The organism is Aquisalinus flavus, from assembly GCF_014640095.1.
In the GTDB taxonomy this organism is placed as follows: Bacteria; Pseudomonadota; Alphaproteobacteria; order Caulobacterales; family Parvularculaceae; genus Aquisalinus; species Aquisalinus flavus.
In genome coordinates this window covers 541,865-556,531 of sequence record NZ_BMGH01000001.1, presented here as the reverse complement: position 1 = coordinate 556,531, position 14,667 = coordinate 541,865, and the positions used below count along the sequence as shown (strand labels likewise).

At 61.8% G+C, this 14,667-nt stretch carries 14 protein-coding genes; 3 read left to right on the top strand and 11 right to left on the bottom strand.

Annotated elements, in window-relative coordinates:
* The gene (locus tag IEV88_RS02590; RefSeq protein WP_188159726.1) at positions 1–585 is read left to right on the top strand and encodes a rhomboid family intramembrane serine protease; all 585 of its coding nucleotides are present in this window, start codon (positions 1–3) and stop codon (positions 583–585) included.
* 110 nt (positions 586–695) lie between these two features.
* Here IEV88_RS02590 and IEV88_RS02585 read toward each other — a convergent pair whose 3' ends face one another.
* From IEV88_RS02585 to petA, 4 genes are all read right to left on the bottom strand, one after another.
* Positions 696–1,571, bottom strand: coding sequence for an S-methyl-5'-thioadenosine phosphorylase (locus IEV88_RS02585; RefSeq protein ID WP_188159725.1), 876 nt, complete (start codon positions 1,569–1,571; stop codon positions 696–698).
* A 90-nt stretch (positions 1,572–1,661) separates the two neighbouring features.
* The gene (locus IEV88_RS02580) at positions 1,662–2,582 is read right to left on the bottom strand and encodes a cytochrome c1 (RefSeq protein ID WP_188159724.1); all 921 of its coding nucleotides are present in this window, start codon (positions 2,580–2,582) and stop codon (positions 1,662–1,664) included.
* Positions 2,583–2,600: 18 nt separating this feature from the next.
* Positions 2,601–3,905 (bottom strand): cytochrome b, encoded by a 1,305-nt coding sequence (locus IEV88_RS02575; RefSeq protein ID WP_188159723.1) that lies wholly within the window; start codon positions 3,903–3,905, stop codon positions 2,601–2,603.
* A gap of 14 nt (positions 3,906–3,919) precedes the next feature.
* Positions 3,920–4,513 (bottom strand): ubiquinol-cytochrome c reductase iron-sulfur subunit, encoded by a 594-nt coding sequence (gene petA, locus IEV88_RS02570; protein ID WP_188159722.1) that lies wholly within the window; start codon positions 4,511–4,513, stop codon positions 3,920–3,922.
* A 148-nt stretch (positions 4,514–4,661) separates the two neighbouring features.
* On the opposite strand from petA, the gene IEV88_RS02565 reads away from it, so the two are divergent.
* Entirely contained in the window at positions 4,662–5,111 is a 450-nt protein-coding gene (locus IEV88_RS02565; protein ID WP_188159721.1) for a tRNA (cytidine(34)-2'-O)-methyltransferase, read from the top strand.
* 6 nt (positions 5,112–5,117) lie between these two features.
* Here the strand turns inward: IEV88_RS02565 and IEV88_RS02560 are convergent, their stop codons facing one another.
* Positions 5,118–6,065, bottom strand: coding sequence for a hypothetical protein (locus IEV88_RS02560; RefSeq protein WP_188159720.1), 948 nt, complete (start codon positions 6,063–6,065; stop codon positions 5,118–5,120).
* Between the two features lie 112 nt (positions 6,066–6,177).
* Here IEV88_RS02560 and hemF point away from each other — a divergent pair, with 112 nt between their 5' ends.
* Complete coding sequence (hemF, locus tag IEV88_RS02555) at positions 6,178–7,071, top strand: oxygen-dependent coproporphyrinogen oxidase (RefSeq protein WP_188159719.1); 894 nt, start codon at positions 6,178–6,180, stop codon at positions 7,069–7,071.
* A gap of 164 nt (positions 7,072–7,235) precedes the next feature.
* Here the strand turns inward: hemF and IEV88_RS02550 are convergent, their stop codons facing one another.
* The 6 genes from IEV88_RS02550 to IEV88_RS02525 all read right to left on the bottom strand — a co-directional run bounded on the left by IEV88_RS02550 (position 7,236) and on the right by IEV88_RS02525 (position 14,667).
* Positions 7,236–7,703, bottom strand: coding sequence for a hypothetical protein (locus tag IEV88_RS02550; RefSeq protein ID WP_188159718.1), 468 nt, complete (start codon positions 7,701–7,703; stop codon positions 7,236–7,238).
* A gap of 156 nt (positions 7,704–7,859) precedes the next feature.
* A complete protein-coding gene (locus tag IEV88_RS02545) occupies positions 7,860–9,074 on the bottom strand; it encodes a TIGR03087 family PEP-CTERM/XrtA system glycosyltransferase (RefSeq protein ID WP_188159717.1) in 1,215 nt (404 codons plus the stop codon).
* A gap of 3 nt (positions 9,075–9,077) precedes the next feature.
* Positions 9,078–10,157, bottom strand: coding sequence for a FemAB family XrtA/PEP-CTERM system-associated protein (locus IEV88_RS02540; protein ID WP_188159716.1), 1,080 nt, complete (start codon positions 10,155–10,157; stop codon positions 9,078–9,080).
* Entirely contained in the window at positions 10,154–11,074 is a 921-nt protein-coding gene (locus IEV88_RS02535) for an XrtA system polysaccharide deacetylase (protein ID WP_188160520.1), read from the bottom strand. Before IEV88_RS02535 ends, IEV88_RS02540 begins: the two co-directional genes overlap by 4 nt.
* 2 nt (positions 11,075–11,076) lie before the next feature.
* Positions 11,077–12,861, bottom strand: coding sequence for an ExeA family protein (locus IEV88_RS02530; protein ID WP_188159715.1), 1,785 nt, complete (start codon positions 12,859–12,861; stop codon positions 11,077–11,079).
* Between the two features lie 27 nt (positions 12,862–12,888).
* On the bottom strand, positions 12,889–14,667 hold the full coding sequence (locus tag IEV88_RS02525; protein WP_188159714.1) for a porin family protein: 1,779 nt from the start codon (positions 14,665–14,667) through the stop codon (positions 12,889–12,891).

Genomic DNA, 14,667 nt, shown 5'->3' with positions numbered 1-14,667 from the left:
ATGGGCTTTGTCGCATCAGCGCCTGCGGTCTTCACGCTCATCGCCATCAATGTGGCGGTGAGCCTTTATGCCCTCTATGTCGATCGCAAATTCCTCAACCGCTGCCTGTTCTCGATACAGCGTCTGCGCGCGCACGGCGAATGGTATCGCCTGATCACGGCTTCCTTCCTGCATGGCTCGATCCTGCACCTGCTCGTCAATATGTATGTGCTGTTCATGTTCGGCGTCGCGGTCGAGCGCGAGTTGGGAACGGCGGATTTCCTGATCGTCTATTTCGGCTCGCAACTCGCGGCCAAGGGCGCCTCGCTGATGCTCAACTGGAACAAATGGGACTATTCATCCCTCGGCGCATCGGGCGCCGTGTCCGGCGTGCTTCTGTCCTATTGCACCTTCGCACCGTTCAGCATGCTGTATTTCCTCGGGCTGGTGCCGATCCCGGCGATTGCCGTTGCGGTAATCTATATCCTCTATTCGCGTATCGTCATGAACCGGAAGGGCAATGTCGCCCATGAGGCCCATCTCGGCGGCGCGCTTGGCGGGATCGTCCTCACCTTCCTGCTGCACCCGGAATTGTTGCCATTCTAGAGCAGCCTGCGTCCGGATGGACGCAGAGGAGCTGCTCTAACACTCTGGAAGCGATCAACTTTTCTGCATTCAAATGATTCCATTTGAATGCAGGTTGATCTAGGCATCCGCTAGCCAAGCACACGTCCCGCAATCGCCTTCAGCTTCTCGACCATGGCCGGATCCCGCGCGTCGGGCGGCGTGATCAGGGCGAAGTCGAGACAGGTCTCTATACCGAGCGGCGATGGCGTGCGGTCCGGTCCAAGCTTCGGCGCCACGCTTTTGATCAGCGCCCTGCCCTTCTGTGAATTCTGCTGCAGGATCTCGAGCACGTTGGTTACTTCCACGTCGGCGATGTCGTCGCGCCAGCAATCGTAATCGGTGACCATGGCGACGCTGGCATAGGGCAGCTCCGCCTCCCGCGCGAGCTTGGCCTCCGGCATGTTGGTCATGCCGATGACATCGCAGCCCCAGGAGCGATAGAGATGGCTCTCTGCCTTGGAGGAGAATTGCGGGCCCTCCATGGCCAGATAGGTTCCGCCGCGCACGACCGGGATTTCCAGCTCGCGGCACCCGGCCTCGAGCGCATCGGCGAGCTTCGGGCAGACCGGTCTGGCGATCGAGACATGGGCGACGAGACCGGTGCCGAAAAAGCTCTTCGCGCGGGCATGGGTGCGGTCGATGAACTGGTCGACGATGACGAATGTGCCGGGCGACAGCTCTTCCCGGAACGATCCGCAGGCGGAGACGGAGATGACATCGGTCGCGCCGAGGATTTTCAGAGCGGCAATATTGGCGCGGTAGTTGACCTCGGACGGCGGTATCGCATGGCCCGGACCGTGGCGCGGTAAAAACAGGACTCTGACACCCGCAAGCGTGCCGGTGACGACGGGCCCCGATGGCTTGCCCCAAGGGGTCTCGACCTGCTTCAGCTCGACATCGTCCATTTCGTCGACGGCATAGATCCCGCTGCCGCCGATAAAGCCGAGTACCGTTTTGTCGCTCATGGCCAGGTCCTTCTCTTTTGCCGATCCTGCCAAGAAAAAAGGCCGCGGCAAATGCCTGCGGCCTTCAATTCCCGGTCAGTCACGGACGGATTAATCCGTATCTTTCACGTTCTTCCAAAGCTGCTTGTAGGAGAAGTAGACGATGAGAGCGAGGATGAAGAGGTAGATGAAAACGACCATACCCATCTGCTTGCGTTGTTCCATCTTCGGCTCTGCCGCCCACATCAGGAAGCTGGCGACGTCATAGGAATATTGCTCGACCGTCTCGTCGGAGCCGTCGGCATAGGAGATCATGCCGTCGCGCAGCGGGGCCGCCATCTTGAATGCGCCACCGTAAGGAACCTCGACGCTGTCCAGCGGCTGGCCTTCCTCGTCGAGATACTCGTCCTTCAGGAGCGAGGTCGTGTCGCCCGGATAGTAGACGTTGTAGTGGGTCCCTGCCGGAACGGTGATCGTGGCCGGGGGTTCTTCATAGCCCAGCAGCAGGGAATAGACATATTGCGGGCCGTGATGACGGGCCTTGGCGATCAGCGACATGTCCGGCGGCATCGAGCCGCCATTGGCAGCCATCGCCTGCTGCGGGTTGGCAAAGGGCGACGGGAAATAGTCCGATGGCAGGCCGGGGCGCATGAACATGTCGCCGGCATCGTCCGGACCATCCTCGACCATATACTCGGCAGCGAGCGCCTTGATGACCGGGTTATTGTTCGGGTTCGAACAATCGACGCCTTCCGGCACGCCGACCGGGCATTCGTCCATATAGTATGGACCGCCCGGATCGCCGAGATGGCGGAAAGCGACATAGTTGAGCGAGTGGCACGCCGCGCAGACCTCTCGATAGACCTGGAAGCCACGCTGCAGCGCGTCCTGGTCATAGGAGCCGGTGACCCCCTCGAAGGCAAAGTGCGGATGCTTCAGCGGCTTGGTCTCGCCGCCCGCAGCGTGGGCCGTGCCGCCGATCATCATGAGCGGGAGCGTGACAGCCGTCAGTGTCTTGAGAAATTTTTTCATTGTTTCGGTCTCTCAGTCTTATTCCGCCGGCTGGGCGATGCCGCCGGATAGTTCGGCGGCTGGTTTTTTCATGCGAGCTTTCTTCTTCGCCAGCACGTCTTCCGAAATGGATTTCGGCAGCGGCTTGGGCGTCTCGACGATCGACAGGACCGGCAGGATGACCAGGAAATAGGCGAAGTAATAGAGCGTCCCGATCTGGGCGAGCAGAATATAGGGCTGCTCTGCCGGTTTACCGCCGAGCCAGCCAAGGAAGATGGCATTCACCACGAAGATGAAGAACCACATCTTCGCCCACGGACGATAGCGCATGGAGCGCACTTTCGACCGATCGAGCCATGGCAGCACGAACAGGATGATGATCGAACCGAACATGACGAGCACACCGCCAAGCTTCGACGTGATGAAGAACACATCGAACGTGATCGCGCGCAGCATCGCGTAGAACGGCAGGAAGTACCATTCGGGCACGATGTGGGCCGGGGTCACCAGCGGGTTCGCCTCGATATAGTTATCGGGGTGGCCAAGCGAGTTCGGCATGAAGAACAGGAAGGCCGCGAACAGCATCAGGAACAGAACCACCGCAAACCCGTCCTTGACGGTGTAATACGGGTGGAACGGCACGGTGTCCTTCTTGACGTTCTTGATCTCGACGCCGGTCGGGTTGGTATTGCCCGGCACGTGCAGCGCCCAGATGTGCAGCACGACGACGCCGGCAATCAGGAACGGCAGCAGATAATGCAGCGCATAGAAGCGGTTGAGCGTCGGATTGTCGACGGAATAGCCGCCCCAGAGCAGCGTCTTGATCGACTCGCCGACGACCGGGATGGCACCGAACAGCGAGGTGATAACCGTCGCGCCCCAGAACGACATCTGGCCCCAGGGAAGGACATAGCCCATGAAGGCGGTGCCCATCATCAAGAGGAAGATGACGACGCCGAGGATCCAGATGACCTCGCGCGGCTCCTTGTAGGAACCATAATACAGACCCCGGAACATGTGCATGTAGACGGCGATGAAGAACATCGATGCGCCATTGGAGTGGGCATAGCGGATAATATGGCCAAAGTTGACGTCACGCATGATGTGCTCGACGGACCAGAAGGCATAATCCTCATGCGCGGTATAGTGCATGGCAAGGATGACGCCGGTGATGATCTGGATCATCAGGCACAGCGTCAGGATGCCGCCGAAAGTGTACCAGTAGTTCAGGTTCTTCGGCGTCGGGAACCCCATGAAGTCATCGCCGAAACGGATCAGGGGAAGGCGTTTGTCCAGCCAGCGCTCAAAGCCGCTATTGGGGACGTAGGTGGATTCGTGACTCATTCTCTTACCCTCTCCTAACCAATCCTGATCGTCGTGTCCGTGAGGAACGTATAGGGCGGAACGTCAAGATTCTGCGGTGCCGGCCCTTTGCGGATACGGCCGGACGTATCGTAATGCGACCCGTGGCAGGGGCAGAACCAGCCATTATAGTCGCCCTTGTTGTCGCCTTCGTCGGTCCCGAGCGGCACGCAGCCGAGATGGGTACACACACCCAGCACGACCATCCATTCGGCGCTCGATACGCGATTATCGTCGGTCGCTTCCGGGCTGCCGCCAAGATTTTCGTTACGGGCGATCGGATCCTTCAGGGCCGTCAGCGGCACGGCGCGGGCTTCCTCGATCTCGCGTTCCGTCCGGTGACGGATGAACACCGGTTTGCCCTGCCACATCACCTTGATGCCGGACCCCACCTCGACGGCGCCGATATCGACTTCCTTCGTTGCCAGCGCGCGCACCGACGCATCAGGGTTCATTTGATGGATCAACGGAATGGCAATGCCGATACCAGCCGCAGCGGCGGCGCCACCGGCCAGTAGATGGATGAAATCGCGGCGCGAGGGCTCTTCCTGGCCTTCGACAGCCCCGGGGGCATCTGTTGTGGAACTCATATCTACCCTTTGAGTTTGACGGTAAATTTCGAGCGGGTTTGACATGACTTCCCTGTAAAGTCCAGTACTCACAACGCCCGTCTGGCAGGGCATGGTGTCGCAAACCACGATGGTGACAAGGGCGTCGTTTCAGGCTCATAAAGGCATCATGCGCCTCGTTCTCTACCAGCCCGAAATCGCCGCCAATGTCGGCGCCGCGATCCGCATCTGCACCTGTTTCGGCGCGTTGCTGGATATCATCGAGCCGTGCGGATTTCCGTATAAACACAAGGATATACGCCGGGTCGGCATGGATTATGGCACCCTGTCAGAGCCGGTACGCCACGATTCATGGCTTGCCTATGCGGGCGCGGATCATGGCGCAGCGCGGCTGATCCTGCTGACGACAACGGGTGATACCGATCTGGGGCAATTAGACTTTCGTGCCGATGACCGGATCATGATCGGGCAGGAAAGCGCAGGCGTGCCGGACGATGTGCGCAATGTGTGCGACGTTACGGCACGTATACCGCTCGCCCCCGGTGCCCGGTCCCTGAACATGGCGGTCGCGGCTGCGATCGCCCTGGCCGACGCCCGGCGGCAACTGGGCTATGGCTAGCGGCGGCTAGAGGAATTCATTCCCGCCGGAGTAGCGGTGGCGGAGCACGTCGACGGCCTTGGTGTCCTGCAGGATCAAATCATAGTAATCGCCCGATGCCTCGCAGGCCAGCCGGGCATCATTGTCGTTGCCAGGCTGCTGGGTCGCCATGATCAGCCCGACCTTCTCGTCACCAAGCTGGTCGTTCAGAACCACCCGGACCTCGTCGAGTACGATCACCGCATGGGTCTCGTCATAGTCAGGCAGGATTTCGCTCGCCCCGCGCACCACCGCACCGAGGCGGGTCTGCATCTCCAGATGGGTCGACGGGCCGATGGCGGCAATATAGCGGTCGAAATCGAACCGCGCGCCGAGCATGCCGCCATAGAGCCAGGTATGGCAGGTCATCGGATCGTTTTCGCTCAGCATGGCGATGACCACGCGGATCTGCTGGACAGCGGCGATGAGATCGCCCTCCTGCGCCCGCGCCATATAGTACGGAAAGGAGACCTGCAGAATTTCACGATCCGCCGCCATCAGCGCTGCCATCAGGGCCTCTTCACCGCCCCGGCGATAGGCGGAGGCAAGGCGGGTGCGGATCTGGGACGACCGGTTCGGCTCGCGCTCCAGCACCGCGTCGAAGAAAGGATCGTTGAGCCCGGCGAGCGCCTCGTCGATGGCGGCGGCGACGACCTCCTCGGCAATCTCCGGCTGCACGCTGGCGGGCGCGGCTGTCGCGGCCGATGCCTCGCCGGCAAATTGCTCGAGACGGGGCTCGACGAACGGGCTGATAACTGGCGGCAGAAAGGCATAGCCGGCGACGGCACCGGCGATCACCATAATGCCACCGACGGATTTTTTCGCTTTCGCTCCCAGCGCACCGGCCAGCGGCGATACAAGCCAGCCGAGCACGACACCGGCGATCATGCCGGCGCTGCATGCCAAGGCGATTATCAGGATTTCATCCCAGCTCATCACATCCCTCTCCTGACCCTAACAATAAAATGCTGGCCGGGCCGTGACAATCTGCGCATTTCAACATCCTGAAGCAGGTTGCAGTTCGGCAACACCTGAATAAAGTGCGCTGATGGACAAACGTGATTCGACGGGCATAACCGAGAGAAAACACCGGGCTGCCGAGTGGTTCGCCAGCCTGCGCGACCAGCTTTGCGTGGCCTTCGAGGCCCTGGAAGACGCCGCCGACCCCGGCGTTTACGGCGAATCGCCCGCCGGACGCTTCGTACGGACCGATTGGCAGCGGTCGAAAACCGGCGCCGATGAAGGCGGCGGCACCATGGCACTGATGCATGGCAAGGTGTTTGAAAAGGTCGGCGTGCACATCTCCACGGTCCATGGCGCGTTCTCGCCGGAGTTTCGCGCCCAGATACCGGGCGCGGAGGAAGATCCGCGCTTCTGGGCGGCAGGCATCTCGCTGATTGCCCATACCCGAAACCCCCACGCCCCGGCTGCGCACATGAACACGCGGATGATCGCGACGACGAAAACCTGGTTTGGCGGCGGCGGCGATCTCAACCCGATGATGAATGCCTATCGCGGCGAGAGCCATGAGGACACGCTCGCCTTCCACGCTGCCTTCAAGGGCGCCTGCGATCGTCATCACGAGGAGTATTACCCGCGCTTCAAGGCGTGGTGCGACGAGTATTTCTTCCTCCCGCACCGAGGCGAGGCGCGCGGCGTCGGCGGCATTTTCTATGACCGCCATGACAGCGGCGACTGGGAAGCGGATTTCGCCTTCACCCGGGATGTCGGCAAGGCGTTCCTGACGTCCTACCCGGCGCTCGTCGAAAAGCGCATGAACCAGCCCTGGACGGAAGATGAGCGCGAGGAACAGCTGATCCGCCGTGGGCGCTATGCCGAGTTCAACCTGCTCTATGACCGGGGCACCCAGTTCGGCCTCAAAACGGGCGGCAATGTGGAATCGATCCTGTCCTCCCTGCCACCGGAAGCCAAATGGCCCTGACATGAATAAAAACGCGCCCCGGTCAGGAGCGCGTTTTCGTGTCAGTTCGAATGCGTCGGCGCCTCGAGCAGCCTGCGTCCGGATGAACGCAGAGGAGCTGCTCCAACACTTTGGCAGCGATCAACTTTCTGCATTCAAATGATTCCATTTGAAGGCAGGTTGATCTAGTCCGACTTTCTGCTCATGGAGCTCATCCCGACGAGGACCGTGAGCAGCGATACCGCAAGGGCGGCCCACATGAACCACTGAACGTCGCCGAGCATGCCCTTCTCCCAGATCTGATACAGCAGCGTGCCCGATGCTGCAGTGCCAGCTGCACCGGACAGGAAGGTCAGGAAGCCTGAAATGCCGGCAAGAAACGGTAGCAACCCGAGCACACCGATAATCGCGGCAACGGCGCTGACGGCAACGGCGGCATAAACCACCCAGCCGGTAATGCCGTTCTGCGGGCCGCAGCCCTCGGCCAGCGGGTTGAATTGCAGCTCCATCGCACAGTCGACGGACTGGCCAACATAGGCAGCCCCGGTGACCATGTCCGTGCCCGGCCCGGTAAAGGTGCCGTCGCTGGATTGCTCGAGCAGCGGCGCATAGATGAACAGGCCGGCGATGACGAGCGGTAGAATAATTCTCATGAAAGGCATAATGATCCCCAAACTGGTTTCTTCCCCGTTCGACGTTAACCCTTCCACAAGGCTTCAACAAGTCTCAATTATGTGACACGCAAGGATTGCGCGTTTCGATATTTATATTACAGTTCAGTGACTTGAAACGCTATCCTTACGTGGCACCTATATTCCGTGTTCGGCCAAAACGCTGCCCAAAGGGGATAACCGGGCCGCCCAGCTGCCGGTAGCGACCATGTGCTCACGGCCCGCCCTGCCGATGCTGGTGGCTGTCGGATCATCCTGCAACAGCGCGCTGATGCGCTGGCGGAACGCTTCCGCCCCGTCGGCGATGAAGAAGTGTTCGCCGGGCGTGGCCGCAATGCCGGTGGCCGCGCCGGGGCTGGCGACGACCGGCCGGGCCATGGCCATCGCCTCCAGCACCTTGTTCTGGACGCCGCGAGCGATCTGCAGCGGGGCGATGGCGATCCGGGCGGCGGCGAGCCAGGGGCGCATGTCTTCCACCCTGCCGGTGACGATGATGCCGGGCCGGGCGGCGAGACCGGCGACGGCTTCCGTCGGACGCGCGCCGACAATGGCAAAGATGATATCCGGCATCGCCTTGCGCAATTGCGGCCAGACGGCATCGGCGAACCAGGTCACCGCCTCGACATTGGGCTGGTAGTCCATCGCACCGGTGAAGATGAGATCGACGCGGCGATCGAGCGGGGCGAAGTCGGCGGCGGGGTCGAAATAGTCCGTGTCAACGCCATTGCCGTAGCAGCCGATGCGTGCCGGATTGGCGAGCTTGTGCGACTTCACGATCATGGCCTCCTCCGGCGTGATCAGGAAGGTATGATCTGCCCGGCGCGAGATGGCTGCCTCCGCGTTCGCCAGCACGCTGCCCTCACGGGCATACAGGGCGGACATCGGCAGAGAAGCGCGCTCGGCATAGCTGGCCCACTTGGCACTGTCGGCATCGACCAGGTCGGCGAAGACCGGACAGGTGGCCTGTTCCAGATAGGGCATGACGGCGGCAGAAAAGCCGAAAGCGGCATCGACTCCCTCAGCCAAGACGCCATCAACCCACTGTTTCATGGCGCGGCTGCGGTAGAAGTCGAAGGTCATGGGCCTGCGTGAAGCCAGCGCCGTCAGCGACCGCAGGCGGGCAAGCCGCGGACCGATCTGAACGGCTTTCACCTCATCGCAGAACTGCGCGAGATATTCGACATGAGCCATGTCATCCGGGTCGTCGACGAAGAAGCCACAGGATAGCCGGTAACGCCCGGCGAGATAACGGAACAGCCGCCAGGAGCGGATCTTGTCGCCCTTGTCAGGCGGCCACGGGATGCGGTGCACCAGCAACAGGGCATGTTTGCGGTTATCAGGGGGCTGGCTCATCGCCTATCCCAGATGGCCGGCGATCAGCGGGCCGAGCCGGTTGGCGACAGACAGCGGCAGCTTGCTCCAGACGCTGGTCAGCAGGCGGAATTTCGGATTGTTCGGATTGATGTCCGGCACGTCATCCGCCTTGACGAGATAGTAGTGATAGGCAAGCGGTTGCGGCTCGAACCCCCAATGGCGCTTGTAGTCGTAAGCGCCCGTGCCGACCTTGGACCGGCCGAAATCGAACCGCGCGCAACCGCGCCCGGCAGCATGGCGCATCTGCGCCCAGTACATATAGTCATAGGCATGGAGCGCGCGTGCTGCTGGCGATGCCCCGCCATAATAGGGCATTACCGTGCCCTGGTGATAGAAGCTGACGAGCCCCGCGACCGGCGTGCCGGCGGCACGCACGAGCGCGACGTCCATGTCATCGCCGAAGGCTGCGCCGAGGTTTTCGATCAGGCGTCTGGGCAGGACAGGCGTGCCGAGATTGCGCACGCTTTCGGCATAAAGAGCATAGAAAGTCTCGACGTCCCCCTCGCGGGTCACAGCCAGTTCACCTGCTTGCGCCGCCTTGATGCCCTTGCGCACATCCGCGCGTTTCTTGCGCGGGATCGAGGAAAGGTTCTGTTCTTCGTCGGCCGCAATATCTGCGACGAACCCGGCATAGGTTGCATCCTTGGTCTGCCAGCCTGGCGCCGGCGAGCCGCCGCGCAGCTCGACATAATCGACGCCCCGCTCCTCGCCCAGTGCTTGAGCCGCAGCGATCAGCGCCGATTCCGCAGCGGCATCATCCGCGAGCACGCCGCCGCCGACGGTAAACGCCGTCGAGATCAGCGCCCTGCCGAATAGCGGGCTCCTGACATGAACGAGCGGCAGGATGCCCTTGATGTCGCCGGCCGGTGCATGCGCCATCAGAAAGACCGCCTCATGGCCGTAGGTCTGGCCGATGACCCGGCCCCATTCGAAACGGTGAAAGAATGACGAATCCGGATGCGCCATGACATAAGCGTTCCAGGCGCGCAGATCCGATGGCTGCGCGCGGCGGACCTGGCTGGCCGCCTGCGTCGGTGAGAGTGCGGCCGCGGGCGCGTTCATGCGGCCACCTGCACGGGCTGGACCGGGAACACCTCGTCCATGCGGCGCCAAGGATAGCGTGTCAGCAGCTTTTCCAGCTTGGCTTCCATGCGGTCGAGATTGGTATAGTGGCGCAGGCGCGACCTGGCGCTGATACCATCAATGCGGGGCTGGCCGGGGTCTATCTCCCATGGATGGAAATAGAAGACGGCCGCGCCGCCCTCGCCCTCGATAAGGCGGGTCAGCAGATGGTGCGACCACGCATAGGGCAACAGCCGGAACCAGCCGCCACCGGCGCAGGAAAACCGCCGCCCCCAGGCATCGACCGTGGAGACCGGGATCTCGACGAAGCCGGCGCCGTCGACGGGATGCCAGGCTTGGCGCGGCGCTTCCGGCATGCCGTAATGATCATGCATGATGGGGTGTACGGAGGAGCTATAGAGATGACCAGCCGCGGCAAGGATTTCGAAGGCCCAGGGCGTGCGGTCATCGATAGAGAACCCGGCGGCGCGATAGCCGTTGACCGGCTTGCCGGTGACGTCCTCGAGGATTGTCTTCGTCTTGACGACATCGGTGCGAAATTGATCCGGTGTCTGATCGAAGACCTTGATATGCTCATAGCCATGGCTGCCGACCTCGTGACCGGCATCGACGATATCGCGCATCAGTGCCGGGCAGCGTTCGGCGACCCAGCCGAGGGTGAAGAAGGTCGCCGTCGTGCCGGTACGGGCGAACAGGTCGAGCACGCGCCGCGTGGTATCTTCGACGCGCAGGGAATATGAGTCCCAGGTGTCGCGGTCGATGACGCTTGAGAGCGCCCAGACCTGGAAATAATCCTCGACATCCACCGACATGGCGTGGATGCCGGCCGTTTGCGCGATGGAGCGATCAGGACCGGCGGCTCGGCGCTGATCGCCCGTGCTGTGGTCCCGCGTCATGGTCATTTTCTTTCCTGCAGCCGGTCGAGCATGGTCTCGACACTGTCGAGCTTTTGCTTCAGCAGGCCGTTGCGGCCGTTCTGATAGGCTTCTATCTCGGTGATCTTGTCGTTCACGACATGCATCGACTGTTCCAGGTCGCCAAGGCCGCTGCGTACCTCCTCCAGAAACAGGGCGAGGTCGTTCTTCAGGGCCGCGATGCGCTCGTCGCGTTCATCGGGGTCCCTCGACAACACGGCCTCCTCCAGCACGTTTCCGCCTGTAAGTTGGGTGTTCATGCGCAGCTGACGACCCAGTTCCTCGAACTCGTCATCGCCGGTTGGCGTCGCAGGATCATGTTGCGGCCTATCGCCTTCGTTGCTGGCGGATTGGCCGGGAAAATATCTTCGTTTTGCGGCGTGCAGCCGGTCCAGTACACTCATGGGAAATTCCTCCTCTGTCCTGCTCTCCGTCTGCGGCGGGACAGTCGCTTCAGGCTCTTCTGTCTTCGCCGGCTCATGATCGTGACCGTCTTCGGCGATCATGGCGGCGGTGTCGGTGTCGTCGTCGTCGTCGTCTTCAACTTCATCTTCAGGCGTTTCAGCATCCCCATGCCGGGTACTGAAGATCGGGTATACATTGCTGGGCGTCTGCGCACCGCTCCCGGATACGGTCCCTGCCTCGGCGGCAAGGTCATCGTATTCGTCTGCAGCGAAGCCCTCGTCTTCCTCGACAGGAGGCTCGGCGCCCGGCGCCGGAATGGCGGACCCAATGGTCTCATCAGCGATGTCGATGACGTCATCGACCGTGTCGTCGGACGACACATCTGCCTGAGCCGGCGTTAGCACTTCCGGTTCGTTGATGTCGGGCTCTTCAGATTCTCGCGGCGCGGTCTCGATTTCTGCACTGGTATAGACCGGCTGATCCTGCACCGGGATGATATCCTCCTGGGTCACCGTCACCGGTTCCTCGCCGTGCCCGACCTGTGCGCCGCCCATTTCCTCGTCGAGATCGTCGATCACCGTCTGGACGCAGGCAGCGTCGACGAAGTCTTTCTCATCCAGCGCGGTCTGCAGCAGCACGCGGGCGCAAAGCTTGTTGATACGGCGCGGCACCCCGCCGGTATGGTGGTAGATCGCGTCCTGTGCGCGGTCGGTAAACAGCGACTGCTCGTCCTTGAAGCCCGCCGCATACAGACGATGGTCGATATAGGCGGCGGTCTCGTCGCGGGTCAGCGGCGAGACGTGGTAGGAGGCAATCACCCGCTGGCGGAACTGCTCCATGTCCGGCCGGGCGATCATTTCCTGCATCTCGCTCTGGCCGATCAGGAAGACCTGCAACAGCGGCAGGCCGTCATAGGACAGGTTGGTCAAGACACGCAGCTCTTCCAGCGTTTGCGGCGACAGGTTCTGGGCCTCGTCGACGATCAGCACGGCCTGACGGCCATCGCCGATCTGGTCGATCAGGAATTCCTGCAGCGCTTCGAGCCCGGCGCCTGCCCCCGCCCCGGCCGGTTCGATGCGGAACGCAGACAGAACCTGCGCCAGCGTCTGGCCCGGCGCGACATGGCTGATATCCATCGTCGCGGCAATGATCTGGTTGTTGTCGAGGCCATCGAGCAACTGGTGGACCAGCGTCGTCTTGCCGACGCCGGTATCGCCGGTGATGACGACGAACCCCTCCGCCTGCTGGATGCCGTATTGCAGATAGGACAGCGCCTTGCGGTGGGTCGGACTGTCGAAATAGAAATAGGGATCGGCGCTCAGCTTGAACGGCGCTTTGATCAACCCGAAATAATCTTCAATCATTTCAACACCCTGGCGGCATGCCGCCGGTTAAAAATCGTAGCTCAGGCCGACGGTGACCGAGTTTTCGACATATTCATTGGCAGGTGTATCGGCAAAACGTTGGCTTCTGCTTAATGCGGTGAAAGCGTTCAGGTCCCGGAACAGCAGGTAATCGAGCCCGGCGGAGAGGATGAGCGTGCGGGTGTCGAGGCCGAGCCCTTCGCCGCTCTCGCAGATCGCTTGCAGCATGGCGTCGGTCATGCCGGCATTGTCAGGGTTCTGGCGCAAGGCGGTAAGGCAGTCTTCAAGGCTGCCGCCGACCGCGCCGTCCGAGTCCTGGAAATTGGCGCGGCCATAGGCGTTGAGACGCCGGGAGATGCGATGGTTCAGCAGCGCAGAGACAGACCATGTGTCGATCTCCTCGAACCCGAAATCGGATTTGTCGAAGCCCGTACGCAAGACGAGCGAACTGCGCGGCGCCTGGGCGATCATGTCGGCATAGACGCCGGTGGCGCGCGACAGGCCTGCCTGCTGGCGGGTCAGGTCGGACAGGCCCTCGTTATATTCGAGGACACGGGCGAGTATGTTTTCGGAGGTCAGATTACCGAGCTGGCGCAATTCCTCCGCATAGGACAGGGTTTCCTGCTGCAACACGCTGAAGCGCTCGGCCTGCGCCTGGGCCGTCGTCATCAGACGGTTGTTGGCTGACAGTCGGAACTGCAGCCGGCTCGAATAGCGCCACGAGGCTGCCGCATCGACCCATGTGCCGCCATAGCGCTCGCCCAGTTCAAGGCTTGCATCACTGCGGCGGCCCGGCTTGATCGCAACACCGGCCTTCCAGAAAGCGCCGCTGAGATCCTCGTCATCGAACGGGCTGGTGCCATTCGTATCGATATCGTCATAGCCGACGGTCCCGACCAGCGACAGCTTGCGGTTCATGGCGTACCGGACATCACCCGACAGGCTCGCCTGTCTGAAGTCGACCTCCGGCAGCACCTGGCTGCCTGTCTCCTCGGTCGCATTGGCCAGGGCGCGGACGGAAAATCCGATTCGGTCGAACAGGCGGCCAGTGGAATATTCGGCAAGCAGTTCGTGCGAGCGCGAGTCGTTGAGGAAGTCGTCGACACCATCGACGGACTGGTCGTCATCGACGGAAACGGCGACATAGCGATAGCGTGCTTCGACCGTCGCCTCGCCCGGCAGGCGCCGAAACAGATACGGGCTGGCGCTGACGGCGTAGGAATTGGCAAGGCGCTGGCTGCCGGCGAGCGAGGTGCCGCCGGACGACCGCGTCGTCTCGTCCAGCGCCTGCTCGCGGGCCGATGCCGCAATGTCGAAATAGAACAGGTTATCGACGAGTTTCGTCGTGCCGCCCGCGACCACATTGGGACTGAAGACGACGCGATCATAGAGCTGCTCGCCACCGATTTGCGGCGGATCGACATAGCTGCCAAGCTCGATCGAGCCGTTGACGATGCCCTTGAACCGCACACGGTCGACCAAGGCACCGCCGGACAAATAGACGGAGGCAAGTGCGTCCTGCTGTTCAAAGCCTTCCGGGGCGAGCTCGACATTGTCCGAATAGGTTACACGCGGGCTGACGCGCAGAACATAGGAAAGGGGCCGGGCTTCATAGACCTTCCGGCTCGCGCGATCGCCGGGCTGGGTGCCCGGCGTGTCCGTCAGCAGAGGCGTATTCTGGCGATCCTCAAGATAGCGCTCTGCCAGCTTTTCCTGCGTGACCTGGCTTTGTCCGTAAGCTGCGGGCACAACAGAACCGGCAGCAACGCCTGCCAGCAGGGAAAGCCTGAGAAGCCGCGCAATCAT